Source organism: Priestia endophytica (assembly GCF_026790145.1).
GTDB lineage: Bacteria > Bacillota > Bacilli > Bacillales > Bacillaceae_H > Bacillus_I > Bacillus_I endophytica_A.
Window position 1 is genome coordinate 390,268 of sequence record NZ_JALAMS010000003.1, and the last position, 25,919, is coordinate 416,186.

Sequence of the window (25,919 nt, forward strand, 5' to 3'; positions counted from 1 at the left end):
ACATAAGGAGGATTTACGGTTTGAAAAAGTATAAAGGCTATTTATTTGATTTAGATGGAACAATGTATAAAGGAACAGAGCTTATCGCAGAAGCAAGAGACTTTGTTGTAAAGCTTAAAGAAAAGAATCTCCCATATCTTTTTGTAACGAACAATTCTTCAAGAACACCTGAGCAAGTAGCTGCAAAATTAAGAGATTTTGGTATCCCAGCAGAGGGACCACAAGTTTTTACAACAAGCCAAGCAACAGCAAACTTTTTAGCGGAGAAAAAAGAGAATGCAACAGCATATGTTATTGGTGAAGAAGGAATTCAACAAGCACTGATTGAAAAAGGATTTACGCTTCAAGACGAGAATCCAGACTTTGTTGTTGTTGGGATTGACAGAAGCATAAGTTATGAGAAACTTACGAAGGCTTGCTTAGGAGTAAGAAATGGAGCAACGTTCGTATCTACTAATGGTGACATTGCGATTCCGACTGAGAGAGGACTTTTACCTGGAAATGGTTCTCTTACATCTGTTGTTACAGTGTCAACAGAAACACAGCCAATTTTTATAGGAAAACCAGAAAAAATTATTATGGAACAAGCGCTTGAAGTAATTGGGACACCAAGATCTGAAACGCTTATGATTGGTGATAATTATCACACAGATATTATGGCTGGGATGAATGCAGGAATTGACACGCTTCTTGTTCATACAGGAGTTACAACTCCAGAACATTTAACAACATTTGAACAGCAGCCTACCCATGTTGCACACTCACTTTTAGAATGGATGGAATCTATTTAATGAAGAGAGGAACTTTTGTTCCTCTCTTTTTTTATCGAATAAAAGACTTTTCTTTAATAAAAACTAACAGTTCACTTATATTACAAAGATATAATTTGACAATTCTGTGAACACTGATATGCTTCTTCTACATATACTATTTATACACACTAAAAAAAGGGGATTGAACAGATGGAAAAACAAACATTGATTTTTGATTTAGATGACACACTTATTCATTGTAATAAATACTTTCGAGCAACAATTAATACTTTTGTATCAACAATGCAACAATGGTTTTCTATTCTTACTGCTGATGAAATTAAAGAAAAGCAGCTCGAGATTGATTTAGAAAGCATTGAACAACATGGACTTCATTCCTCAAGGTTCCCTGAATCTCTTGTTTCAACTTATAGATTTTTTTGTGAGAAGCAAAAGAAAGAGATAAAAGAAACAGAGATAGAAGAAATAAGAAAAATTGGTGTGAGCGTTTTTGAAATTGAAGTACAGCCTTTTCCATATATGTATGAAGTGTTGTCAACACTGCAAAATGAAGGACACGAGCTTTATCTTTTTACAGGCGGTGATGAAGAGAACCAGAGCAGGAAAGTTGTGCAGCTTGAGCTTGAAACGTATTTTGGGAATCGTGTTTTTATTTTTGAACACAAAAATACAGAGGCTCTTCAAACTGTTTTACAAACTATCCGCTCTAACCCTAAACAAACGTGGATGATAGGCAATTCCCTAAAAACAGATATTAAGCCAGCTGTTGAGCTTGGAATTCACGCTATTCATATTCCTTCTGAACTTGAATGGAGTTATAACCAAATTAAGCTTGATATCGATCCAACAGGTGAGCTTATTACTTTAAACTCCCTTACTCAAGTGCCAACTCTTATTAAACAATATGCTAAGGAAGATAAAGCGCTCTAAAGGTTACGGTATAATCATCATACCGTTAACATGAAGCGTCTGTTCTGACCGTCTAATTGGTACATCTGAACCATGCATACTTACAGAATCAGCTGAGAAACTAGCTGGAATGAGCGGGGGTACACAGGGATAGGAGTGATAGTATTTACTCTTATTCCAATATCAATCATGCTATTTGCTAAAGCTCTTGTTGTATAGAAAGGAAAATAGATGTTTACTTTGAAGATATCATCAAACTGTTTATCTGTGATATCTAACAAGCTTAGTTGTTGAACCTGTATGCCTACGTGGTTGCGAATGTTTTCAAGATGTCCGAATGTGTCTATTGTAGCCTCTACAATGCCTTGAAAACGATGTTTGTCACGCAAGTCAATAGGAAGAAGCAAGCAGCGTCTTCTAAGTTCCTCAACGCATGTTTTCGTTCATTTGGCGTCTTCATGTTTGTCAATGTAGGAGATAGCAACATCTGCTCCAATCCCGCTATCGTCACAAGTAATTAAGGCTCCCCTTCCAGTTAGTTTTCCACTTCCAACTTCTCAATAATTGATCTTAGGTTCATAAGTTTTTCAAGACCCGGGTGTTTTGTTTCTCATTGAGATGGAAAGCTACTTGGGACATCCTCATATTTTTTGTGACCTTTTCATAGTAGGGAATTAATGGATACTTTGGTTTCATTTTCCTTTTCTAAAAAAGATCAAATTCTTTATACACTATGCAAATTAATCTAGTGTAATGTCTGTTGAGTAAGCAACCTGATGAAACGCTGTATAAGACAGTATTTGTTTGAAGTAAGATAGAAAACAGAAGAGCATCTAGGGGGGATGTTATGCAATACAACCCTCAATCCCCTTTCTTTTCTCAGCAGCCTTCTATATAGAAAGAGAGTCAACTAAAAAGAATGAGATAACCCGTATCCTTTTAAAAACACAAAATACGGGCAAGATTGCCATAATATTGTACTGCAAGTTATATGGAGTACTATCCAATCATTTAAAAAGAAAAGAGTAGCTAACAGCTACTCTTTTTTGATGAAGAGAAAAGTAACCATTTTACAGGAATCTCTTCATATAATTATAAAGAGAAATGAATAGAGAAGGAGCGATAGCATTGCAACAAGCAATTTATGAAATGTATGGAATTCAACCAACTTCTTTCTCGGATATATTTGGATATGACGGTTTTTCGCAAGGACATCTTTTATATACAATTATTCAGGCTTCCTCATTTAGTGAAGAAGAAGCAAGGGAACTTTTTGAAATGGGTCAGCATTTAATTGCTAAAGGAGACAAAGAAGCAGGCTTATTTCTTCAGAATAAAGAAGGAAAGCTTATTTCTGAATGGCAAGATGAAAAATTTATGCTTTGCCGTCATATGGCTCATTCAAACAAAGCCTTTTCCACTTTAGGAGAAGAACTTGCTTTGTTTCATGAGCGAGGAAAGATGATGTATGGTGGACAAGAAAAAATTCATCGCAGCAGGTTTGGAAATTGGAAAGAGCTCTGGGCAACAAGACACGATCAGATGGAGAAATTTTGGATTTTAAAGGTGCGCGATCATCCAAATGATGAAATGGATAAAAGATTAATTGAATCTTTTCCTTATTATTCAGGTCTTACTGAAAATGCAATTCAATATTTAGTGGATACAGAGATCGATGATCTTCCACGAGCATTTGACACAGCAACTGTTTGTCATCATCGTTTTACAAAAGAGATATGGAGCGCAGAGAAATTTGTGAAATTCCCAATGGACTGGGTTTATGACCATCCAAGTAGAGATCTCAGTGAATACATTCGCACTATTTATTTTCAAGAACCAGAAACGTTCCAAGCCAGCATGTACGCTTTTTTAGAAAAGTATGAGCGTAAAACACCTCTCTCATCCTTTGCTTGGCGTCTTCTTTACGCGAGACTTCTATGTCCACTGCATTATTTTGAGATAGTTGAAGGCTTTTATAGCACGAATAACGAAGATTTAAAAGAACAGTACAGAAAAGAACTAGAAGATATGCTTCATACATCAGGAAACTATGAATCTTTTTTGGGAGAATTTTATCGCTTACTAGGAATTTCTACAAAGCGCTATTATATACCGGAAATTCCTTGGCTATCTTCTTAATATATAGAAGTAGGATATGATATAATAAAAGAAGTCGCAATATTCTTTAAAATAAAAGAACGTTGCGACTTTTTCTTTTTAATCATGAAAAGCTATTGTGAAAGATCATTCTTTCCTTTAAAATAATTAGAAAATTTATATTTGTTAGCAAAATGGGTTGTAAAATCCTTAAAAAGCTTTATAATGTCTTTTATACGAGTACATATGTATTTTCAAGATAAACATTCGAAGGAGCGTGGCACAGCTATGACAAAAAAAATATCGGTCGGTTTACTAGGACTTGGAACAGTTGGATCAGGTGTTGTGAAAATTGTTGAAGAACATCAGGATAAGCTGCAGCATCAAATTGGATGTCCCGTTGAGATAAAAAAGGCATTAGTACGTGACCTTGATAAAAGCCGTGATACGAATTTAACGAAGGAAAAATTCACAGAGAACGTAAGCGATATTTTACATGACCCAGAAATCGATGTTGTAATTGAAGTAATGGGCGGAGTCGAAGAAACGCGTGATTATCTACTAACAGCACTTCAAAATAAAAAGCATGTTGTAACAGCAAATAAAGATTTAATGGCTTTATACGGTTCAGAATTGTTGACAGTAGCAGCTGATAACAAATGTGATTTATTTTACGAAGCAAGTGTTGCAGGAGGAATCCCAATTTTAAGAGGATTAGTTGATGGTCTTTCTTCGGATAGAATTACGAAGATGATGGGAATTGTGAACGGTACAACAAACTTCATTCTAACGAAAATGAGCAATGAAGGAAAAGCATATGATGACGTTCTAGCTGAAGCCCAAAAGCTTGGCTATGCAGAAGCAGACCCAACTGCAGATGTAGAAGGACTAGATGCAGCCCGTAAAATGACTATTTTGGCAACGCTTGGTTTTTCTATGAAAGTCGATCTTGATGATGTAAAGGTAGAAGGAATTACTAGAGTTACAGAGGAAGATTTACAGTATAGTAAACAACTAGGTTATACAATGAAGCTCATTGGTTATGCTCATCGAGATGAAGAAGAAATTGAAGTTAGTGTTCAACCAACATTAATTGCGAACAATCATCCATTAGCAGGAGTAAATGATGAGTATAACGCTGTCTATGTGTATGGGGAAGCTGTCGGGGAAACAATGTTTTATGGACCCGGAGCAGGTAGTTTGCCAACAGCAACAGCAGTTGTATCAGATCTTGTTGGAGTAATGAAGAACATGAGACTTGGTGTGAACGGAAGCAGTGCAGTTGCTCCGCAATTCCCGAAACAGCTTAAAGCAGACGAAAAAGTACTTTCGAAATATTTCCTTCGTCTTCATGTCCATGATCAAGTTGGAGCATTTTCAGAGCTGACAAACTTGTTTTCAGATCAAGGAGTAAGTCTTGAAAGAATTATTCAGCTTCCTGTTAAAGACAGTGATCTAGCTGAAATTGTTCTTGTTACGCATGAAGCATCGCTAGGAAAATATGAAAAAGTATTACATGCTATTGAAGCACTGCCAATTGTTCAAGAAATCAAAAGCAGCTATAGAGTTGAAGGAGATGGATCGCTATGACATGGAAAGGTTTGTTAAGTGAGTATAGAGAGTTTCTACCCGTAAATGAGAATACGCCATTATTAACACTTCATGAAGGAAATACGCCACTTGTTCATCTAGCTTCTCTTTCAGAAGAACTTGGCATTAATTTACATGTGAAATTTGACGGAGCTAACCCAACAGGTTCTTTTAAAGATCGTGGAATGGTTATGGCTGTTGCGAAGGCGAAAGAAGAAGGAAGTAAAACAGTTGTGTGTGCTTCAACAGGGAACACATCAGCAGCTGCAGCTGCATATGCAGCTCGCGCTGGACTCCGTTGTATTGTTGTTATTCCAAATGGCAAGATTGCTATGGGGAAACTTGCGCAAGCTGTAATGTATGGAGCAGAGATTATCGCAATTGATGGAAACTTTGACGAAGCGCTTAAAATGGTGCGTAAACTTAGCGAAACAACTCCATTAACGCTCGTAAACTCTGTAAATCCATATCGTATTGAAGGACAAAAAACAGCTGCTTTTGAGGTTTGTGACGCTTTAGGAGTAGCGCCTGATGTACTAGCTATCCCAGTTGGGAATGCAGGTAATATTACAGCATATTGGAAAGGTTTCAACGAGTATAACGATAAGAAAAATACAGGGTTACCTCGTATGCACGGTTTTGAAGCAGAGGGAGCAGCAGCTATTGTTCAGAATAAAGTAATTGAACAACCTGAAACAGTTGCAACAGCTATTCGAATTGGAAATCCAGCAAGCTGGAATTTTGCAGTGGAAGCGGCAGAAAACTCGAATGGAAAAATTGACTATGTAACAGATGAAGAGATTTTAGAAGCTTATCATCTTATTGCTAAAAGAGAAGGTGTGTTTGCAGAGCCAGCTTCAGCAGCTTCTGTAGCAGGTGTTATTAAAGATTTAAAAGCAGGTAAAATTAAAAAAGGTGAGACAGTTGTTGCAGTGCTGACAGGTAACGGTTTGAAAGATCCTAACGTTGCCATTGAGTCTAACAACTTTACACCAACTGTTCTTCCAAATGATGAAGAAGAGGTATTTCAATATATCCAAGGAGTTGTCGCTTCATGCTAGCCATGGAACGGTTTCATATTACCGTTCCAGCAAGCACGGCAAACCTTGGTCCAGGGTTTGATTCAGTTGGAATGGCCCTTGGAAAATACCTTGAGCTAACAGTTGAGCCTGCTGAAAGATGGTCATTTGTTCCTCTTACTCAAGAGGTAGCGCTTATTCCTCAAGGAACAGATAACATGATGTATGAAGTAGCTAAGCATGTAGCAGACAAATTTGATGTCTCGCTTCCGAGTGCACGTGTTGAGGTGAAAAGCAATATTCCCCTTGCACGAGGCCTTGGAAGTAGTGCTTCAGCTATTATTGCAGGGATTGAACTTGCTAATCAGCTGTGCGAGCTGAATTTATCTAATGAAGAAAAAATCCGGATTGCAAGCCTTTTGGAAGGACATCCTGACAATGTGGCGCCAACAGTTAATGGAGGAATTGTCGTAGGCTGCCATACGGAAGCTAAGACATATACTGTTTCTATTGTGCCAAAAGATGTGGATGTTGTTGTGGTCATCCCGAATTATGAGCTTAAAACAGATGATGCTAGAAATGCGCTTCCTTCTCAGTTTTCATTTAAGGGAGCTGTCGAAGCAAGCGCTGTAAGTAATGTATTAACAGGAGCATTGCTTATTGAAGACTGGAAAACAGTTGGAGAGATGATGGAGCAAGATTCTTTTCATGAGCCATATCGAGAACAGTTTGTTCCAGAGCTCTCTTTTGTTCGTCGTAAAGCAAAAGAATTTGGAGCCTTTGGTACAGCTTTAAGTGGTGCAGGGCCAACAGTGCTTTGTTTAGTTGAAAAAGGTCGTGGAGAAGAGCTTGCGGCTGCTTTAGCTCCATTGCTCACTCATTGCCTTGTAGAAGCAATTCAAATTGATGTAAAAGGTGTTTCAGTAGAAACTGTTACAAATGAACATGCATAAAAAAACAGCCCTTCTGCCTGAGGCAAAAGGGCTGTTATTATTATTAAAATACTTGTTCTACTTCTATAACGCCAGGTACTTCCTCAAGAAGTGCACGCTCAATACCAGCTTTTAAAGTGATTGTTGAACTTGGGCAGCTTCCACAAGCTCCAAGAAGACGAAGTTTTACAATACCATCTTCTACATCAACAAGCTCACAGTCTCCACCGTCACGTAGTAAAAACGGACGAAGTTTATCAAGAACCTCTTGTACTTGGCCTTTCATTTCTACAGTTTCCATTCCTGAAAACCCCTTTCTGTTTCAATATTAAAAAGAGTTTATAGTCTTGTCTAAAAAAGACTTTGGAACTCATGAATACTTATAATTTTATATGTGAAGCTTAACGGTTTTGCTAACCTAACTACATTATAAAGGTTATAAAGAAAAAAATCTATCTGAGGAACAGAACTTAAGAAAGGAAAATTTGTTTTTAGCTTCCAGAAGCGCATAGTATCAAGTTTTTTTATTAGGAATAAAAAAGAAAGAAAATCTGCAAACGAAGAGAATATATAAAGTAAAAGAGAAAAAGAGAGGGGAATTGAGAAATGTCTCAAAAAGCGGTCGTTAATATTTGTGTGTATGGGGCAGAAGTGATTTGTGCAAGTTGTGTAAATGCTCCCTCTTCAAAAGATACATTTGAATGGCTAAAAGCAGCTCTATCGCGTAAATATGGTCAGCATTGTTTTGATTTTATATATGTTGACATAAATGAACAACAATCAGATAGAGAGAAAACGGATATGTGCAAGAGAATTCTAGAAGAAGAGTTTTTTTATCCGCTTGTTACAATAAACGGAGAAATTGCTGGAGAAGGACATATTCAGCTTTCGCATTTGCATCAAAAGCTTCAGCAGTTAGTATAAGAGGCGGCTAGTATAAGCTAACCGCCTTTTTTTATCCATTATGGTGTTTGTACATCCAAAGAAGACCAGACTTTAAGAGCCGAGCAACACGACCTGTAATAGGACGCTCTGCAAGTAAGCCAAAGCCGTGTTTCTTTCCAAGAGAGCCGAGCACTCCTTTAAGCTTAATTGTTGAAAGTTCAGGAGGCTGTTCACCTTTCCAGCGAGAAAGAAGAACTTGAACAATCTGTTCGGCTTGGCCTTCCGCAAGCTGTGCACTTGGGGCATGCGGAAGGCTTGCACAGTCACCTAATACATATACATGTTCATTGTTTGGAATATTATGATGAGGAGTGAGGATAACACGACCTTGAGGGTCTTTTTCTACATCCAAGTTACGAACAACTTTACTTGGCTGAATTCCTGCAGTCCAGACGATTGCATCACTATAAATCTCTTCATCATGATTGTAAAGTTTGTTTTCTTCTACTCTTGTAATATTTGCCTTACTTACAATTTCGACTCCGTTTTCTACAAACCATTTTTGTACATAGTTACTTAAACGCTCAGGAAATGCGGATAAAATAAGGGCACCACGGTCGAAAAGTTTAATTGTTAAATCTGGTCTGCTTTCACTTAGCTCACTTGCAAGCTCAACTCCGCTTAAACCAGCACCAACAATAGATACAACGCCATGTGGAGGAAGGTTGTTTAGTGTTTGATATGTTGCTCGAGATTGATCAATGGATTGGATACTATATGTGTGTTCCGGTGCTCCAGGCACGTTATGATACTTGTCTTCACAGCCTAAGCCAATTACAAGATCATCATAAGAAAGGGTACTTCCATCTTCAAAATGGACGAGATTGTTCTGAAGATCAATGCTTACAATTGTTCCATATTTAATGTTTAAACGAGGTTCATCAGGAAAGGAAACGCGAACATGCTGGTCTGAAATTGTCCCTGCTGCAAGCGCGTAAAACTCAGTTTTTAAAGAATGATAAGGCGCTCGATCAACAAGCGTAATTTCAACATCATTTGGCAATGCGTTTGGAAGAAGGCGCTGAAGCATGCGCATACCACCGTAACCGCCACCGAGAATAACAAACTTTTTCATAGAAATTTCCCCTTTAAAGTTTTATGTATATTGTAAATGGAGTAACATAATTCGGTGTAAAAAGGTTTCTTGATAACATTTTAAATCAAAAACACATTAAAAGTATAGCCAAATTGAAAAAAAATCACAAGCTTTGTTAATAGATTTGTATATTGATATGATTTAGTAGATAATATTTGACGTGAAAGAGAGAACAAACTAAAATGAGTGAACAATTAACACCTACTTAAAGAAGTGTTAGGATTTTAACGTATAGATGAAATTTTATTTTTTTACTATAGTATGAATGAGAAGCGGGTATAATGAGAAGAGGTGAAAAAATGATTAAACCAATTGTAGAATTTTGCATTAGTAATTTAGCAAACGGTTCTCAAAAGGCATTAGAAGAACTTGAAAAAGATCCAGACTTCGATGTTATTGAATATGGCTGTTTAGGGTACTGTGGACAATGTGCACATTCTTTATATGCGATGGTGAATGGAGAAGTAGTTGAAGCTGAATCTCCAGAGGAACTTGTGAAAAATGTGTATACGTTTATAGAAGAAAATCCAATGTTTTAAGGCAAAAGGCTTTTTAGGTCTTTTGCTTTTTTTCATAAAAAAAACTCCCTGATCAAATCCAAGGAGCTAAAAACGGGGGATATCCTTATTGTGCTCCGAACTGGTTTTTTTTATACTAGAAAAAACGGAAAACTTGGAGGAAATGATGAAAAAGTTTAACTTCACAAAAATGCATGCACTAGGAAATAACTATATTTATGTTGATATGTTCAAAGAACAAATTGAAGAAGAAAGATTAGCATCACTTGCAGTAAGCGTATCTGATATTTATAAAGGCATTGGATCTGATGGAATGATTTTAATTTGTCCTTCAGAGGTAGCTCCTGTAAAAATGCGTATTTTTAATAACGATGGTTCAGAAGGAAAAAACTGTGGGAACGGTCTGCGCTGTGTTGCTAAATATGCCTATGAAAATGGAATTGTAGAGGCTGAACAATTTGCAATAGAGACGTTGTCAGGAATTGTTCAAGCGTATGTTCACATTGATAGAGGGATAGTTGAAGAAGTAACGATAAATATGGGGCAACCACGTTTATCAAGAGAACAAATCCCGATGAAAGGTGAAAGAGCAGAAAGCATTGTGAATGAAAAGGCTACCTTTGCCGGGCAAGAGTACAATATTACGGCTGTTTCAATGGGAAACCCTCATGTTATTTTCTATGTGGATCATATTGAAGAAGCACCACTTACAACACTTGGACCTATCGTTGAAAAAGATGAACGCTTTCCAGAGGGAGTAAATGTAGAATTTGTAGAAGTTGTAAACGAGAAGGAAGTTCATTTCCGCGTATGGGAAAGAGGATCAGGTATTACGCAAGCGTGTGGTACTGGAGCATGTGCCGCTGTTGTGTCATCTGTTTTAAATGATAAAGTAGAGCGGGATGTTCCTGTTGTTGTTCATCTAGCTGGGGGCGATTTAACAATTGAGTGGAAAAGTGATGGAGACGTTTTCATGAAAGGTGAAGCGAAAACCATTTGCAAAGGTGAGTACTATTATTAAGAGGTATCGTTTGTTCCACTATCGAAGGAATAGTATACTATAAAGAGAACACCTTTTATGTGTAAAAAGGAGGGCTAGAAATGAAAGACGTTGTAATCATTACCGAAGCAGCAAGTCATCAAATTAAAGATATGATGAAAGAGCATGGTGAAGAAGGCTCTTACTTGCGCGTTGGTGTAAAAGGCGGAGGCTGTAGCGGTTTGTCTTATGGAATGGGGTTTGAAGAAGCTCCAACAGAAGCAGATGAACAGCTAGAGCAACATGGAATTAAAGTGATTGTCGCAAAAGAAGATGCAGCTATCTTAAACGGCACAACAATAGATTTTAAAGAGTCCATGCTTGGCGGAGGATTTACGATTGAAAATCCAAATGCTATTGCTTCATGTGGCTGTGGTTCTTCATTCCGTACGGCAACAAATACGGGAACGCCTGAAGAATGCTAAAAAAGAGATGTACTATGTGCAGGTTGTACGCGCGCTTTTGGATCCATGTAAGCTTTAGCATTGCTTACAGCTGTTGGAGCTTCACCAAAACCTGAAGCAATAAGCTTAACTTTTCCTTCATATGTACAAACATCTCCTGATTCATAGATGCCTTCAATATTTGTTTCTTGTTTTGTATTTACAACAATAGAGTTCTTTTCAATTTCTAATCCCCAGTCTTTAATTGGGCCAATAACCGTAATATCAAAGACTTGTTGATCTTCTTTCAAGATGAGTTCTCCTTTACTAAAAGTGAAAATATGTAGATACACATGTGAAAAAACATGTATTAAATTTATAAAATTAGTTAAACCTTTCCTCACCATAGCATAGGTTAGAAAGAAGTTTAGCAATCATAATAGAAATGATAATAATTATCATTAAATGATTCATTATCATACTATACAAGGATTTTAAAAAAACATAAATTTTTTAAAGCTAGGTAAATTGAAAATGCTTACAGAATGAAAGCCTTATGCAACGGTAGTGCTATCCTAAGATGGATAGCAAGAGAGCAAGCATAGAGTAGTCTAAAATGCTCTGTCCATACTAAAATGTCCTTGAAAAAGTTTAAGAAACATCATATCATGTTTTACAAACATTATTATCTAATTTTTGAAAATATTTAATGGTAGCTCATTCTTTTATAGTTAGGTTCGTGAATAAATTCACAACAATTATTTACCTTAACGTTTTGACAGGGATAGGAATATATTCAAATGCTTACAATAAGGGAAAATACATGTGTGAAGCATAAATACATGAATAAAATTCTAACAAAAAGGTGGATGTGATTAAAATGAAGAAGCCTAAAGTTGTTGTTCTAGGTGCTGGATATGGCGGCATTATGACGACGATTCACTTACAAAAACAGCTAGGCGTCAATGAAGCTGAAATCACTTTAATTAATAAAAATGACTATCATTATGAAACAACATGGCTACACGAAGTTTCAGCTGGGACGCTTCATCACGATCGTGCTCGTGTTAGCGTGACAGACTTAATTAATAAAAACAAAGTAACATTTATGAAAAATACGGTTACAGATATTAATATCGAACAAAAGAAGGTTATGCTCAAAAACAATCAAGAAATAGAATATGACTATCTTGTAATTGCGCTTGGATATGAGTCTGAAACATTTGGTATTAAAGGGTTAAAAGAACATGCCTTTTCTATTTCTAATATTAATACTGCTCGTCAAATCCGTGAGCATCTTGACTATACTTTTGCAACATACAATAATTTGGAAGAAAGACCAGAAGGTATGATGACTATCATTGTAGGAGGAGCAGGATTCACAGGCATTGAGTTTGTAGCAGAGATAGTAAATAGGGTGCCAAAGCTCTGTAAAGAGTTTGACATTCCTCGTGATACTGTTCGCATTATCTGCGTAGAAGCAGCTCCAACTGCTCTTCCAGGTTTTGATCCACAGCTTGTCGAATATGCCGTAACACAGCTAGAGCGTAAAGGTGTTGAGTTTAAGATTGGAACGATGATTAAAGAATGTACACCAGAGGGAATCATTGTTTCTAAAGATGATCAAACAGAAGAAATCAAATCACAAACAGTTGTATGGGCAGCTGGGGTACGTGGCAGCCATGTTATTGAAAAAACAGGCATTGAAAATAATCGATGTCGTGTGAAAGTTGGTCCAGATTTACGTGCTCCAGGAGCTGAGGGTGTATTTATTGTTGGAGATTGCTCACTTGTTATTAATGATGAAACAGACAAACCGTACCCACCAACAGCTCAAGTTGCTATGCAGCAAGGACCTGTTGCTGCGAAAAATATTACGACTCTTATCAAAGGGGGTACAGACCTTCAACCTTTTAAGCCTGACTTAAAAGGTACAGTATGCTCTTTAGGTCACGATGATGCTATTGGAGTTGTGTTTGGGCGTAAGTTATTTGGAACAAGTGCTTCAGCAATGAAAAAAGTCGTTGATAATAGAGCGCTATTCCTTGAAGGAGGGCCAGGACTCTTGCTTAAAAAAGGAAAATTTAACTTCTTTTAAAAGTCATGAGAAAGGCAGAGGAAAATCCCTTTGCTTTTCTCTAACACAATAATTAATCTGAATTTTCGGAAAGGTGGTTTGTAAATGATTTGCGATCATTGTAAAGGCCATGGTTTCTTAACTCTCCTTGTGGGCGGAACAGAACAATGTTTGTTTTGTGAAGGAGAAGGAATTGTAGAATTAATAGAGAAAAAGAAAAGTGAAGAAGAATAAAGAGCTTGCAATAAAAGGCAAGGGGGGATATGGAAATGGAAATGAGTGTTCCAATTTTAATAATTTCCATACTTTTATTTTTTGTACTTTTTTTTGGAATTGGCTTCTTGCTTAATATGATTTTAAGAATGTCATGGGTTATGGCTTTCATCTATCCAATTGTTTTTCTTCTTATTGTTGATAACCTTGAAATGACTCAATATATCTTTCAGCCACTTCATTCATTAACACATGTAGGAAATCAAGTGCTTGCACTTAAGCTAGCAGATATCGTTATCTTATCTTCGGGTTTTATAGGAGCCCTTTGTTCAGGAATTGCTATTCGAACACTTCGATCAAAAGGATATCGAATGTTTTAAAAACGTCAAAAACCTCTCTCGATTTTTGACGTTTTTTTATCTTGATTGCTGCGAATAATTCTCCTACAACATGGTAAAAACTATGTTGGTGGGAGGAATGATGAAAAAGATGGTAAAAAAAATATATATTAAACGATTCATCATGGGGCTACTTCTATGTGGAGCTCTCTTAACAACGTTTGAAAGTATAACAGGAAGGCAGGTCTCCTCTTTATTTTCAAGTGAACAAGTAAGTGCTAATCTTAAAGAAGAGAAAAAGAAGCATGTAAGAGAAAGTAGGGTTGTGAATCAACTTAATCAACAAATTCCAACTGACGTTGATGAACAAACACTTGAAGGAAGCTTTGATTGGTCTAAATATAGAAAAGTCAAGGTTACAGCAACAGGATACACAGCAGGCTATGAATCAACAGGAAAAGAGCCAACACATCCGTCATATGGAATTACATATTCAGGTGTTAAAGTACAAAGAGATATGTTTTCTACAATTGCAGCGGATTTGACTGTCTTTCCAATTGGTACTATTTTGTTCATCCCAGGATATGGTTATGGGGTTGTGGCAGACAAGGGTGGAGCTATAAAAGGAAAAAAACTTGATTTATATTATGAAACAGTCAAAGACGTATATGCTTCATGGGGAAAGAAATTACTTGATGTTTATGTTGTAAAGGAAGGAAAGGGAACATTAACAGAAAGACAGATGAAAGCATGGAATGAAGATCAAACAATGAAAGTATTCAGGCAGCAATATATTGATGAAAAGTCGTAGCGTGAAGAAAATCCTTCACGCTTTTTAATATCTTTATAAATTATAAATACCGTACATAATGATAGCGATAATAATTCCTGTTAAAGCCCCAAAGAAAACTTCAATTGGCTGATGACCTAACAATTCTTTTAGCTTTTGTTGTTTTTCTTGCTGTTCTTTTTTAGGCCATTTCTTAGCTTCAGACATAAATGTGTTCCAATCTTCCACAAGGCGATTAATAGCAATAGCTTGCTCTCCTGCATGTCTGCGAACTCCTGTTGCATCAAACATAACGATTACAGCAAGTACAAAAGAGATAGCAAAAAAGGGAGAAGAAAATCCTTCGCTAATGCCGACAGCTGTTGCAAGGGATGTAACAGCTGCTGAATGTGAACTAGGCATGCCACCCGTACTAAAAGCAAGGCGTACATCAAATTTCCTTGTTGCAAGAAACTCTAATGGAACTTTAACGGCTTGAGCGAAGAAGATGGCAATAAGGGCACTAATGAGCGGATAATTCAATAATAAATCCATAAGAGGCATTGCTCCTTTATTAAGAAGGTGTGTGTATGTCGTCTTATTTTATGATATTTACTCGTATCTTAGTTATAAAATGTAGAGATTTCATTCACTTCCTTATATATCCGTCCCTTTTTATTTTTAAACATACGTTTGTTTAAAGAAGTTCTTATTTTTCGTCATGATTGCAATAGTGATATGATAAAAATAAAGTAAAAAAGGAGATGGTAAGATATGTTTCACATTCAAAAGAGCGCAGATTTAACAAAAGCAACAGAAGCCCTTGTTGTTGGCGTCTTTAAACAAACAAAACCATTCGATGGCATTCTGGCTGACCTTGATGAACAGTTGGATATTCGCACTCTTATTAAAAGCGGAGATATTGAAGTAAGAAATAAGGCTATTACAAAAATTCCAACGTTAGGGAAAGTAAATCCAAAAAGAATTTTCTTCGTTGGATTAGGAAGACCGAAAGAGATGACGGCTTCTTCTCTAAAAGAAGGATTTGGTGAACTTTTTCAACACATTCAAAAAAGTGGCATAGCAGAAGTATCAATTGCATTGTCTTCTTTTGAAACTGATGCAGTAAATGAATATATGTGTGCTTATGCATTGAGCGAAGCACTCCCGCTTTCAACGTATAAATTTAATGATTATAAACGTCGGTCGAATGAGCCTGCCAAACGTATTGAAAAAGTGACTCTTTTGACAGATGAAGATAACCAAGAGATAGAGAATATGGTTCGGACAGGATACATATATGGTAAGGCTACAAACTCAGCGCGCACGCTTGTGAATCTTCCTGGAAATATGCTTACTGCTACAGACCTTGCCCAATATGCAAGAGAACTTGGCGAAAAGTATGAATTTGGAGTGGAGATTCTTGAAAAAGAGGATATGGAAAAGCTCGGTATGGGAGCACTTCTTGCTGTTAACAAAGGATCTGTTGAGCCACCAAAAATGATTGTTTTAAAATACCAAGGAAAAAAAGAGTGGAAAGACGTTATTGGCCTTGTAGGGAAAGGAATTACGTATGATACAGGAGGCTATTCTCTAAAGCCTCGCCAAAGCATGGTTGGCATGAAGACAGATATGGGGGGCGCAGCGTCTGTACTTGGAGCAATGGAAATTATCGGTGAGATCCGTCCAAACCAAAACGTAGTTGCTGTTATTCCTTCCACTGATAACATGGTAAGTGCGAGTGCGTTTAAGCCGGATGATGTAATTACAGCGATGAGTGGTAAAACAATTGAAGTATTAAATACAGATGCAGAAGGGCGCCTTGCTTTAGCAGACGGTATTACGTATGCTAAGCATCATGGAGCAGAATATTTAATTGATGTTGCTACCCTCACTGGGGGAGTCATTGTTGCACTTGGAGAGGAAACAACAGGAGCAATGACAAACAATCAAAGGTGGTATGAAAAAGTAGCTGAAGCAAGTGTAGAAGCACAGGAAGATATGTGGCAGCTACCTATTTTTGAACGTGACAAGAAAAGAGTAAGAAATAGCGCGATAGCAGACTTGAATAACTCCCCTGGCCGTGAAGGTCATGCTATTATGGCAGGCACCTTCATTGGAGAATTTGCTGAAGAAACGCCATGGGTTCATTTAGATATAGCAGGTACTTCTGTTACGAAGAAATCCGGGTCACTTGGTCCGAGTGGTGCAACAGGAGTTATGGTGCGCACGCTTGCTGCTGCTGTAGAACGGTTTGATATTGAAACAAAATAAAGAGATTTGAAGAGCCTTTTTACTTAAGGCTCTTTTTTAAAAAGTAAGCACTGTAGAATAATGGAATATATTAAATTTGTAGCATCCCATTGACAACTTTATCTTTCGTATTATAATTAAGGATGTCTTTAGTGTTTTAGTAATTTATCACGATAAAGGATTTTTGGAGGGTTTAACTATGAATGCAGTTGTTGCTGCAGTCCTCATTATGCTTATTTTAAGTGCATTACGAGTTAATGTAACAATTGCTCTTATTGTTGGTGCATTTGCAGGAGGCATCATTGGCGGATTGGGTGTAGAAGAAACGATAAATGTATTTTCATCAGGATTAGGTGACAACGCAACAGTTGCGTTGAGTTATGCAACACTTGGAGGATTTGCTCTTGCTTTAACAAAAACAGGTTTACCTGATGCAGTTGTAGATGGAACATTGAGAATTATCGGTAACTCGAATGATACTAAGAAGAAAGCATTCTCTAAAGTGCTAGTTGTCTTATTAATTCTAGTTATTTCTTGTTTTTCTCAAAATGTTATTCCTGTTCATATTGCTTTTATTCCAATTTTAATTCCAGCTCTTTTGAAAGTTTTCAATGAGCTTCATCTTGATCGTCGTCTTATTGCTTGTGTTATGACTTTTGGATTAATCACCCCTTATATGTTTATACCAGCAGGATTCGGTAAGATTTACCACGATATTCTTGCCAAGACAGTTACAGCTGGCGGACTAAAGGTAAACGTAGAAGACATTCCGGCTGCAATGGCGATTCCGGCTCTTGGTATGGTTGTTGGTTTGCTGATTGCTATCTTCGTTAGCTATCGAAAACCAAGAGAATATGACACTATTGAATATGTGGAAACAAATGAAAAAGCTCAATATTCAAAACGTAGTTTAATTACGGCTGTTGTAGCTGTGTTAGCAGCACTTACTGTTCAGCTTTTAACACTAGATACAGAAGGTGCCATGATTTTTGGAGCTATTACGGGAATCATTATTTTACTTATAAGTAGGGCAATGAATTTTAAAGAAGCAGATGAGCTTCTTACAAATGGAATGCGCATGATGGCTTTTATTGGATTTGTTATCATTTCAGCAGCAGGTTTTGCCGCTGTAATGACAAAAACAGGAGATGTTGAATCTTTAGTTGCATATGCAGCAGATTTGATTGGTAATAACCAATCTCTTGGTGCCCTCCTGATGCTAATTGTTGGTTTGTTGGTTACAATGGGAATTGGTTCTTCCTTTTCAACCCTTCCAATTATTGCAGCTATTTTTGTTCCTCTCTGTGTTCAGCTTGGTTTTAGTCCGCTTGCCACTCTTGCTATTATTGGCACAGCTGGTGCTCTTGGTGATGCTGGTTCTCCAGCTTCAGATAGTACACTTGGACCAACATCAGGTCTAAACGTTGATGGACAGCATAATCACATTTGGGAAACTGTTATCCCAACATTTATTCATTATAATATTCCTCTAATCATATTTGGTTGGATTGCCGCAATGGTTTTATAAATGAAAACTACGGTTAGAATAAGTATATAATAAAAAGCGACATCTCGATGTCGCTTTTTATTATGGAATTAACTATAGAAGGAGAGAAGATACATGTATTTTGGTAAGCCTAAAAAAATACACAATGCAAATATCCCTCCAGGGCAGCATGAAACAACCCGCTTTCCTGTTCTTCATCATGGCAATGTTCCTTACTATCGCGATTTAGCAGAGTGGACTTTAACGATTGATGGGCTTGTCGATGAAAAGATGACGTATACATATCAACAGCTTCTTGATATGCCTCAAACACGCTTGCAAAACGATATACACTGTGTGACTGGCTGGTCTAAGTTGAACAATATGTGGGAAGGTGTTACACCAAAGGACTTGTTCTCTTCTGTTAAAGTCAATGATTCTGCAAAATTTGTAATTTTGCATGCTGAGGAAGAGTTCTCAACAAATTTACCAATTCAAGACTTTCTGCATGAGAAAACCCTTCTAGCTCATTCTTATGAAGGAAAACCTCTTACACCTGAACATGGTTTTCCACTCCGAGCGGTTGTTTCACATCTTTATTTCTGGAAGAGCGCAAAATGGCTGCGGAGAATTGAATTTGTAGCAGAAGAGCAACTAGGTTTTTGGGAGAAAAATGGCTATCATCACTATGGAGATCCATGGAAAGAAGAGCGATATAGCTGGTCATAGTTCTGCCCATAAAAAAGAAAGTTGAAGCTGACAGCATTTTCTAGATAAGTCTACTAGCATGACAATCAGTCCATCAGGAGTAAAATGAAGGTCGAAATTAGAGTTTCTAATATACACTTGTAGCAGTCTTCTAACTCGCACTTTGTCTGACTTTTGAGCAGCCTGCATGATAGAGGAAGCTAGCTCATTTGAAGAGTGGATAGCTTCTGTCATCATCTCAGCATCTTTTAGTAATCCTTTCATTGTTTGAGCAGAATTTTTAAATTGATTAGGACGTACAGTAGGCAAGCTCTGAAATCGATAAAGGGGGGCATATGGGTTAGGCTGATATGTGTAAGGATAATAGTACACTAAAATTCCTCCTTTTGAATGAAACTGTTCTGTAAACTACAATGTTCTAGACAGAAATTGTCACAAAAAAATGAACTCTTGTTAGTGTATGAAGGAAAAAAGTAATTTAGGCAAGAACATCATAAAAAGAGGAGAGTATACAAATAATAAAAAAGCTCCCTATCGTATAGATAGAGAGCTTGTCTAACTTAGTAAGCTAAGCTGAAAAGACCTTTAATGTGAGTTAAGTAACGAACGTTACTTGCTTCTTTCATTAGAGAAGCAGGAAGCCCTTTAAGTGGAGTTGAGTTTGCTCCAATAGTTGCTACTGCATCTTTGCGGCCTAAGCTTGCAAGTGTACCAGAGTTAACTGGAGAGAATGTTTCAAGATCTTTGTTTTCTAAGAAAGCATAAAGGTTATAACCGATAAGCTCTCCCATTTGCCAAGCAATTTGAGCTGTTGGTGGGTATGGACGACCTTCTGGGCCAAATACAACCGCGCTGTCTCCAGCAACAAATACATCTTTGTGTGATGTTGATTGAAGGAAGTCGTTCACTGTTGCGCGACCACGGTTTACTTCAAGACCGCTTTCGCCAACAAGTGGGTTACCTTGAACTCCGCCTGTCCAAACAAAAGTGTTAGCAACAACTTTTTGACCGTCTTTAAGGTCAATAGTGTTACCTTCAACGTTTGTTACAGGAAGACCTGTTAAGAACTCAACGCCGCGAGCTTCTAAGCTAGAAGTTGCGCGTTCGATTAAGTGGTCCGGTAAAACAGGAAGGATTTTTGGACCTGCTTCAACAAGTTTAAGTTTTACTGCTTTAGGGTCAACACCGTATTTGCGAGTAAGTTTAGGCATGATGTCAGCTAATTCACCAACAAGTTCAACACCTGTTAAACCGCCACCGCCAATAAGGATTGTTGCGTCAGCTTCATTTTTAGTTTTTGCATATTCTGCAATACGCTCTTCAACATGCTTGTAGATTTTATTAGCATCTGCAGCAGATTTTAGTACCATGCTGTTTTCTTCAAGTCCAGGGATACCAAAGTATGCTGTAACACTTCCTAAACCAACAACAAGAGCATCGTAAGTTAGGGTAGAACCGTCGCCTAGTTTGATTTCTTTATTGTCTACAGAGAAAGACTCAACTTCAGCGATTTTAAGATCGATATCAAGACCTTTAAAAAGCTTTGTTAGAGGCATAGCAACAGCTTGCTCAGATACGTTACCTGCTGCAAGTCTGTGTAGCTCTGTAATGATTTGGTGTGTAGGATATTTATTAATAACTGTTACTTCTGCTTCTGATTTACTAAAGTGTTTGCGAACATTTAAAGCTGCTAAAACTCCGCCATAACCAGCGCCTAGAATGACAATTTTTTTTGACATGTTAGTTCCTCCGTTTTTACTAATTGAGTATGAAAAATACTATTTGTTTTCGCGTTCAGCTGAAACTTGTAGATAAGCATTTACAAAACGGAATAGTTTTTGTGCTTGAGGGTCTTTCAGCATTTTCATTAAGCCAAAGATACCAATTACTTCTTTGCTTTCGTCTGCACGATCTTTTGCCTCAATAGCAGTTGCTGCAAGGTTTTTAGCTGTGTGCACTACAGGCTCAGCAAGCTCTTGGATTGCTCCAACTGTGTCACTTTTTAGAACATCATCAGTTGCAACTGATTGTGCAAAGTCGTAAGACTTAGATAAGATGCTAACAAGCTCGGTTAACTTTGGAAGCTCCTCAACAAGTGTTGTTAGAGATTCTTGAACCTCAGGTTTTAATAGCTGATCGAGTACATCAAGTTGTTCTTGGCTAGCAGAAAATTTTGATCGTTCTTGATCAGTTTTTGCTTGAGTGATTGTTTCTGACATATCCAATTCTCCTTTACTTTTAAGCATTATGCTTGATTTTTAGACACCTACAAAAAAGTTTGTAAAATAGTGCACAAACTTTTGCACAAGCATCTAGAGGTAGAAAGTGTAAAAAAAATACAGATTCAAACCTATCAAAAATTTTGAGATACATATAATAATGAACTTAAAACAAAAATAAAACAATTAATAGTGCTTCTAAACTTTTTAAATAAACTAGCCAAGAAATTCATGCAAGAAATACAGACCTTCACATTCCTGAGAAGGTCTAATACGTATACTATATATTATATAGTATAACTTATATATTATAAAGTATATTATGGAATAAACTTTTACCAAAGGTGGGAATCCCTTTGTAAGAGGATAGAACAATCTTTAAAATTTAGTTAGCTCTTCTACCTCATATTCTAGAATTCTTAAACAAACAAGCCGTTTTTCTCGTAAAGGTAGAATTAAGGGCGTTTAACTATTATCATTTTACAAAAGAATGAATAGATTAACTAGTAAGAAAGCTAGAAAAGACCAAAAATTAAATTCTGAATATTTAGTTTCGTGTCAAAAAACTGACATATAAAAGCAGTTGAGATGGTATAATAAAAATATATTGTCTAAAGAAGAAATATATTGAAGGGTGGGAGGAGTTATGGGAAAAGAAAGTCAGCATCTTTTTATTGATTTTGAGTTCACAATGCCTGAACAAAAAGGGCGCCCGAAAGGTTTTTTTCCTGAGATTATTGAAGTTGGCATTGTAGTAGCGAGAAATTACAAAGTTATTGACACATTTTCCTCTTATGTTCGCCCCCAGCATTTCCCCACATTAACTAACCGTTGTAAAACATTTTTAAGCATCGAACAGCAAAGCGTTGATAGTGGTATAACACTTCAAGAGCTTGCAGACCTATTCAAAAATTATTGTAAAAACTATGAGACTACTGTTGTCACATGGGGAAATATGGATATGAAAGTATTGCGACAAAATTGTCAGAAAGCCCGCATTCCTTTCACATTTAAAGGTGAACAAGTTGATTTATCGATGGAATATAAGAAATTCTTTGGAGATCGTAATCAAACAGGTCTTTGGAAAGCCGTTGAAGCATATGGAAAAAAAGGAACAGGGACGCATCATCGTGCGTTGGATGATGCGATGACAACCTATAACATTTTCAAGCTTGTTGAAAAAGATAAAAGTTATTTATCAAGCCCTGCTAAAACAACCATTGGAGATCGAATCGACCTTTCCAAAGTATTAAATAAGTTTGCATAAAGGCCAAGTCATTCAAAAAGTGATTTGGCTTTACGTTTGAGGAAAGTAGTCCTTTTCTAGGTTTTTGAGATGAACAAGACATTGTTGAGCAAATGAACTCTCATTACCTTCATATTTCTCAATTTGAACAGAGAGCGCTTTTCTAAGTGACTCTTTATAATCAGGTACAGCTTCATCAAAAATATGAACCATTTTTTGGGGTACATTCGTTTGTTCACGGTAAGCAAGAGTTCTGCGTTCATGAAAGAGCGCAACATCCGTTTGATTTGGGTTATGAAGGTCTCCTTGAGTAGGATGCTTTAAAACAGCTAAAACTCTTACAAGATAATGAGAAGGACGGATTTCAGTCACTTCTCCTACATACTTTCCTGTTTTATATAGGCCCGTCACAATAGAACCTACTTCAATCTTCTCTTCCATGCTATTTCCTCCTCTTAGATCTTCTTTATTTTTAGTATAAAGGAAAGGTTCACAAATTTCAGGTTAGAAGTCGAAAAACTGAGGAGTGTGAAAAAGATGTTTGGGTTTGGTTTCTTTTTATATTTTCCTGAAGATAAGACAGAATATATTCCTGCATTCATTACGCTTATCTTATTTTTTTTAGCTGCTATTTGGACAATGAGCTTTATAAAGAAAATTTCTAAAAAGCAAGAAAGACAAGCAAAAGAGCTTGAGGAAAAAATTAAAAATACAACGAAAATGTGAAAAAGCAGGCATTAGCCTGCTTTTCTATTTGCTTAGTGCTATTTTCAAACGTTTCAGACCTTCAAGTACTGTTTCTTTAGAACAACCAAGATTCATACGAACAAACCCTTCACCTTGCGTACCATATTTAGGTCCAGGCTCAAGTGCTAAATGGCCTTTATGAAGAAGCCTTTCTTTTAATTCTTCATCTGAAAACCCTATTCCACGGCAATCAATCCAAGCAAGATATGTACCTTCAGGATAAATTAGCTCAATATCTGGAAGTTCTTTTTGAATGAATTCATGTACCGTATTAATGTTTTCTTTCAAATATGGAAGAAGTTCTTCAAGCCATTCCTCTCCATAATTATAGGCTGCTTGTAACGCAATGATCCCAAATGTATTAAGGCCACCTGCTCCTTGCCTACGCTGTGTTTCTTGATATTTCAAGCGAAGACTTTTGTTTGGAATAACAATTACTGAAGCTTGTAGTCCAGCTAAATTGAATGTTTTACTAGGAGCTACACAAGTGATAGTGAGGTTTGCTATTTCTTCTGACAAACTTGCAATAGGAATATGCTTGTTTGGTTTATATACAAGATCTGAATGAATCTCATCAGAAAGCAAAATCACATTATATTGCACACAAAGGTCTGCAACTTTTTGGAGCTCTTGTTTTGTCCACACACGGCCAGCTGGGTTATGAGGACTGCAAAGAATCATCATTTTAGCACCTTGTGCAAACTTTTTTTCTAAATCCGCAAAGTCCATTTTATATTGACCGTTCTCTAAAATAAGCGGGTTTTCAACAAGTTTACGATTATTTTGTTGAATCATATTAAAGAACGGAGTATAAACAGGAGGTTGGATGACAATTTGCTCTCCTTCATTTGTAAAGGCTTGTACTGCCATGCTGATTGCAAAAACAATGCCAGGACTATAAATAATAGAAGATGCATCAACACTAAAACCATGTCGTTTATGTAACCATCTGCACACAGATTTATATGTATCAGTTGTTGGAGATGTATATCCAAAGATACCGTGCTGAATTCGTTCTGATAAGACATCAAGCACTTTTTGAGGCGGTTTAAAATCCATATCCGCTACCCACATTGGTAAGACATCATCTGTTCCATATACGGCTTTATTAAAATCCCATTTTACAGATTGAGTATTTTTGCGATTTAAAACTTGATCAAAAGAATTTGTCATTTAACATCACTCCTTGAACATGATAAAGTAAAAAAAGAGGTGAAAAAGTGTGAACGAAACACAGCAAACAAATATAAAGTTGTATGAAATCTTATATTACTGGGATCCGCTCGGATACGGTGAAGGATTTTATGAAACAGAAATTAGCGATGTTTTACAAGCATTACATGTACACGATAATGCTGAAGAACTTGCTCGTAAAATCCAAAGTATCTATGAATTCTCATCTGAAGAAGTGATCCCACTTCCACAATGTAAACAAAAAGCAAGCGAGCTTCTTCTTGTTAAAGATCAAAGCAGTTGCTCCATTAATTAAGAAGGAGAGACTCTAGTAGATGGAGTCTCTCTTTTTAAATAAATTGTAGCATATGTCTCCAAATTGCTTTAGGGTTTTCTTCGGGAACTAAGTGGCCTGTCTTATTAAGGGAAATAAATGTAGAATTTAAAATGTCTCCATGAAGTCTTTTGCCAACGCTAATCGGTACTACTTTATCTTCCTCTCCCCAAATTAAAAGCGTTGGAACATCGATTTTTTTTAAGGCTTCAGACGATAAATCCCCTTCACGATCTCTAATCATCTTAGCTAAAGCCATAAAGATGTGATCGGTTCGAAATGGTTTCATATATCCATCAACCATTTCTTGATTCACAAGATCTAAGTTGTACACAACATTTTCTAAATTTCCTTGAATTCCTTTTCTCCCTAGCCAACGTTTAATCCAGAGATGAAAATAAGGCAAGTAAGAAGAAGCAACAAGTCCATAATGAGCTCTGCTTAAATAACCTGAGCTGCATAAAAGCACAAGTCTCGAAACATAGTTTGGCTTTTCTTTTGCGATATTTAATGCAATTTGTCCTCCCATTGAATGTCCCATCACAATTGCTTTACTAATTCCCCATAAATCTAAAAGTCCTGTCACAAGATTTGCAAGGTTTTGATATGAATATTTAAAAGAGAGGGATTTCTCGCTTTGACCAAAAGGAGGGAGGTCAACTGCGATAACTGTGAAGTCTTCTTTTAAAATAGGAATTAAACGTCTGAAGCTGAACGTAGAAGACAAAAAACCATGAATTAATAAGATTGTCGGTTTGTTTTTACGATAACCATGTACTTCGTAAAAAACTTTTACCCCATTTATAAAATCAATATAATGTCCAGACGAAAAGGCAACGTTATGCATTTAGCTCAACTCCAACAATTTTTTTCATAGTTTTCCCGTTTTCTTTGTTCTTAAGCAAAGTTTTTAACTGGAAAGAGAGGGGATATACCCTTCTCTTTAAAGGTTTGGGAATATGTGTGAAAAAAGAAGTTGAAAAAGAGGTAGGAGAACAAGAGCGGATTTGTTATAATCTTTGCTAGAACAAAAGTGTATAATGGTATACGACTTA

30 protein-coding genes and 1 pseudogene are annotated in these 25,919 nt (G+C 36.8%); 20 read left to right on the forward strand and 11 right to left on the reverse strand.

What is annotated here, in order from left to right; all coding sequences use genetic code 11:
• Positions 1-20 precede the first annotated feature (20 nt).
• Positions 21-791, forward strand: coding sequence for a TIGR01457 family HAD-type hydrolase (locus MOC86_RS06165; protein ID WP_019395033.1), 771 nt, complete (start codon positions 21-23; stop codon positions 789-791).
• Positions 792-962: 171 nt separating this feature from the next.
• Complete coding sequence (locus tag MOC86_RS06170) at positions 963-1,703, forward strand: HAD family hydrolase (RefSeq protein ID WP_268583280.1); 741 nt, start codon at positions 963-965, stop codon at positions 1,701-1,703.
• Positions 1,704-1,783: 80 nt separating this feature from the next.
• Here the strand turns inward: MOC86_RS06170 and MOC86_RS27445 are convergent, their stop codons facing one another.
• Entirely contained in the window at positions 1,784-2,089 is a 306-nt protein-coding gene (locus MOC86_RS27445) for an SDR family NAD(P)-dependent oxidoreductase (protein ID WP_419146604.1), read from the reverse strand.
• Positions 2,090-2,810: 721 nt separating this feature from the next.
• Here MOC86_RS27445 and yutH point away from each other — a divergent pair.
• From yutH to thrB, 4 genes are all read left to right on the forward strand, one after another.
• Positions 2,811-3,821, forward strand: a complete 1,011-nt coding sequence (yutH, locus tag MOC86_RS06180) for a spore coat putative kinase YutH (protein WP_268583282.1) — start codon at positions 2,811-2,813, stop codon at positions 3,819-3,821.
• 246 nt (positions 3,822-4,067) lie between these two features.
• Positions 4,068-5,369: a homoserine dehydrogenase gene (locus MOC86_RS06185; protein ID WP_019395036.1), complete on the forward strand. Its 1,302-nt coding sequence runs from the start codon at positions 4,068-4,070 to the stop codon at positions 5,367-5,369.
• Complete coding sequence (thrC, locus tag MOC86_RS06190; protein ID WP_243516751.1) at positions 5,366-6,430, forward strand: threonine synthase; 1,065 nt, start codon at positions 5,366-5,368, stop codon at positions 6,428-6,430. The genes MOC86_RS06185 and thrC overlap by 4 nt, the downstream gene beginning before the upstream one ends.
• Entirely contained in the window at positions 6,424-7,341 is a 918-nt protein-coding gene (gene thrB / locus MOC86_RS06195; RefSeq protein WP_268583283.1) for a homoserine kinase, read from the forward strand. Before thrC ends, thrB begins: the two co-directional genes overlap by 7 nt.
• A gap of 43 nt (positions 7,342-7,384) precedes the next feature.
• Here thrB and MOC86_RS06200 read toward each other — a convergent pair whose 3' ends face one another.
• Positions 7,385-7,621 (reverse strand): NifU family protein, encoded by a 237-nt coding sequence (locus MOC86_RS06200; protein WP_243516755.1) that lies wholly within the window; start codon positions 7,619-7,621, stop codon positions 7,385-7,387.
• A gap of 305 nt (positions 7,622-7,926) precedes the next feature.
• Here MOC86_RS06200 and MOC86_RS06205 point away from each other — a divergent pair, with 305 nt between their 5' ends.
• The gene (locus tag MOC86_RS06205) at positions 7,927-8,244 is read left to right on the forward strand and encodes a YuzD family protein (RefSeq protein WP_268583284.1); all 318 of its coding nucleotides are present in this window, start codon (positions 7,927-7,929) and stop codon (positions 8,242-8,244) included.
• Positions 8,245-8,275: 31 nt separating this feature from the next.
• On the opposite strand, the gene MOC86_RS06210 is transcribed toward MOC86_RS06205, so the two are convergent.
• Positions 8,276-9,340, reverse strand: a complete 1,065-nt coding sequence (locus MOC86_RS06210) for an NAD(P)/FAD-dependent oxidoreductase (protein ID WP_243516766.1) — start codon at positions 9,338-9,340, stop codon at positions 8,276-8,278.
• Positions 9,341-9,660: 320 nt separating this feature from the next.
• On the opposite strand from MOC86_RS06210, the gene MOC86_RS06215 reads away from it, so the two are divergent.
• From MOC86_RS06215 to MOC86_RS06225, 3 genes are all read left to right on the forward strand, one after another.
• Entirely contained in the window at positions 9,661-9,900 is a 240-nt protein-coding gene (locus MOC86_RS06215) for a YuzB family protein (RefSeq protein WP_019395042.1), read from the forward strand.
• Positions 9,901-10,045: 145 nt separating this feature from the next.
• Entirely contained in the window at positions 10,046-10,900 is an 855-nt protein-coding gene (dapF, locus tag MOC86_RS06220) for a diaminopimelate epimerase (RefSeq protein WP_268583286.1), read from the forward strand.
• Between the two features lie 80 nt (positions 10,901-10,980).
• On the forward strand, positions 10,981-11,343 hold the full coding sequence (locus MOC86_RS06225) for a HesB/IscA family protein (RefSeq protein WP_124051172.1): 363 nt from the start codon (positions 10,981-10,983) through the stop codon (positions 11,341-11,343).
• Here MOC86_RS06225 and MOC86_RS06230 read toward each other — a convergent pair.
• A pseudogene (locus tag MOC86_RS06230) lies at positions 11,340-11,585 on the reverse strand (ferredoxin--NADP(+) reductase); the annotation flags it as partial. The gene MOC86_RS06225 and the pseudogene MOC86_RS06230 overlap by 4 nt on opposite strands.
• A gap of 596 nt (positions 11,586-12,181) precedes the next feature.
• Here MOC86_RS06230 and MOC86_RS06235 point away from each other — a divergent pair.
• From MOC86_RS06235 to MOC86_RS06250, 4 genes are all read left to right on the forward strand, one after another.
• Positions 12,182-13,399 carry an NAD(P)/FAD-dependent oxidoreductase gene (locus tag MOC86_RS06235; RefSeq protein ID WP_268583287.1) on the forward strand — a complete coding sequence of 406 codons (1,218 nt, stop codon included), beginning with the start codon at positions 12,182-12,184 and terminating at the stop codon, positions 13,397-13,399.
• 84 nt (positions 13,400-13,483) lie between these two features.
• Positions 13,484-13,612, forward strand: coding sequence for a YuiA family protein (locus tag MOC86_RS06240; protein WP_019395046.1), 129 nt, complete (start codon positions 13,484-13,486; stop codon positions 13,610-13,612).
• A gap of 35 nt (positions 13,613-13,647) precedes the next feature.
• Complete coding sequence (locus MOC86_RS06245) at positions 13,648-13,971, forward strand: YuiB family protein (RefSeq protein ID WP_243516772.1); 324 nt, start codon at positions 13,648-13,650, stop codon at positions 13,969-13,971.
• A gap of 109 nt (positions 13,972-14,080) precedes the next feature.
• Complete coding sequence (locus tag MOC86_RS06250) at positions 14,081-14,740, forward strand: 3D domain-containing protein (RefSeq protein ID WP_268583289.1); 660 nt, start codon at positions 14,081-14,083, stop codon at positions 14,738-14,740.
• Positions 14,741-14,773: 33 nt separating this feature from the next.
• Here the strand turns inward: MOC86_RS06250 and MOC86_RS06255 are convergent, their stop codons facing one another.
• Positions 14,774-15,253 (reverse strand): divergent PAP2 family protein, encoded by a 480-nt coding sequence (locus MOC86_RS06255; RefSeq protein WP_046218069.1) that lies wholly within the window; start codon positions 15,251-15,253, stop codon positions 14,774-14,776.
• 219 nt (positions 15,254-15,472) lie between these two features.
• On the opposite strand from MOC86_RS06255, the gene MOC86_RS06260 reads away from it, so the two are divergent.
• The 3 genes from MOC86_RS06260 to MOC86_RS06270 all read left to right on the forward strand — a co-directional run bounded on the left by MOC86_RS06260 (position 15,473) and on the right by MOC86_RS06270 (position 19,166).
• Positions 15,473-16,972 carry a leucyl aminopeptidase gene (locus tag MOC86_RS06260; RefSeq protein WP_268583290.1) on the forward strand — a complete coding sequence of 500 codons (1,500 nt, stop codon included), beginning with the start codon at positions 15,473-15,475 and terminating at the stop codon, positions 16,970-16,972.
• Between the two features lie 178 nt (positions 16,973-17,150).
• Complete coding sequence (locus MOC86_RS06265; protein ID WP_268583292.1) at positions 17,151-18,479, forward strand: Na+/H+ antiporter family protein; 1,329 nt, start codon at positions 17,151-17,153, stop codon at positions 18,477-18,479.
• Between the two features lie 93 nt (positions 18,480-18,572).
• Positions 18,573-19,166, forward strand: coding sequence for a sulfite oxidase-like oxidoreductase (locus MOC86_RS06270; protein WP_268583294.1), 594 nt, complete (start codon positions 18,573-18,575; stop codon positions 19,164-19,166).
• Here the strand turns inward: MOC86_RS06270 and MOC86_RS06275 are convergent.
• The 3 genes from MOC86_RS06275 to MOC86_RS06285 form a co-directional block, all read right to left on the reverse strand.
• Complete coding sequence (locus MOC86_RS06275; protein WP_268583296.1) at positions 19,161-19,517, reverse strand: hypothetical protein; 357 nt, start codon at positions 19,515-19,517, stop codon at positions 19,161-19,163. The two genes, MOC86_RS06270 and MOC86_RS06275, sit on opposite strands and share 6 nt — an antisense overlap.
• 188 nt (positions 19,518-19,705) lie before the next feature.
• Entirely contained in the window at positions 19,706-20,884 is a 1,179-nt protein-coding gene (locus MOC86_RS06280) for an NAD(P)/FAD-dependent oxidoreductase (protein WP_019395054.1), read from the reverse strand.
• A gap of 39 nt (positions 20,885-20,923) precedes the next feature.
• Positions 20,924-21,364 (reverse strand): DUF1641 domain-containing protein, encoded by a 441-nt coding sequence (locus MOC86_RS06285; protein WP_019395055.1) that lies wholly within the window; start codon positions 21,362-21,364, stop codon positions 20,924-20,926.
• A 646-nt stretch (positions 21,365-22,010) separates the two neighbouring features.
• Between MOC86_RS06285 and kapD the strand changes: the two genes are divergently transcribed.
• Positions 22,011-22,631: a 3'-5' exonuclease KapD gene (gene kapD, locus MOC86_RS06290; protein ID WP_019395056.1), complete on the forward strand. Its 621-nt coding sequence runs from the start codon at positions 22,011-22,013 to the stop codon at positions 22,629-22,631.
• A 30-nt stretch (positions 22,632-22,661) separates the two neighbouring features.
• Here kapD and MOC86_RS06295 read toward each other — a convergent pair whose 3' ends face one another.
• Positions 22,662-23,051, reverse strand: a complete 390-nt coding sequence (locus MOC86_RS06295) for a kinase-associated lipoprotein B (protein WP_268583297.1) — start codon at positions 23,049-23,051, stop codon at positions 22,662-22,664.
• A 96-nt stretch (positions 23,052-23,147) separates the two neighbouring features.
• Here MOC86_RS06295 and MOC86_RS06300 point away from each other — a divergent pair, with 96 nt between their 5' ends.
• On the forward strand, positions 23,148-23,336 hold the full coding sequence (locus MOC86_RS06300; RefSeq protein WP_019395058.1) for a hypothetical protein: 189 nt from the start codon (positions 23,148-23,150) through the stop codon (positions 23,334-23,336).
• 24 nt (positions 23,337-23,360) lie between these two features.
• Here MOC86_RS06300 and MOC86_RS06305 read toward each other — a convergent pair whose 3' ends face one another.
• Positions 23,361-24,530 carry a MalY/PatB family protein gene (locus MOC86_RS06305; protein WP_268583298.1) on the reverse strand — a complete coding sequence of 390 codons (1,170 nt, stop codon included), beginning with the start codon at positions 24,528-24,530 and terminating at the stop codon, positions 23,361-23,363.
• Between the two features lie 49 nt (positions 24,531-24,579).
• Between MOC86_RS06305 and MOC86_RS06310 the strand changes: the two genes are divergently transcribed.
• A complete protein-coding gene (locus MOC86_RS06310) occupies positions 24,580-24,846 on the forward strand; it encodes a DUF1871 family protein (protein WP_268583300.1) in 267 nt (88 codons plus the stop codon).
• 34 nt (positions 24,847-24,880) lie between these two features.
• On the opposite strand, the gene MOC86_RS06315 is transcribed toward MOC86_RS06310, so the two are convergent.
• On the reverse strand, positions 24,881-25,711 hold the full coding sequence (locus MOC86_RS06315; RefSeq protein WP_268583301.1) for an alpha/beta fold hydrolase: 831 nt from the start codon (positions 25,709-25,711) through the stop codon (positions 24,881-24,883).
• Positions 25,712-25,919 lie beyond the last annotated feature (208 nt).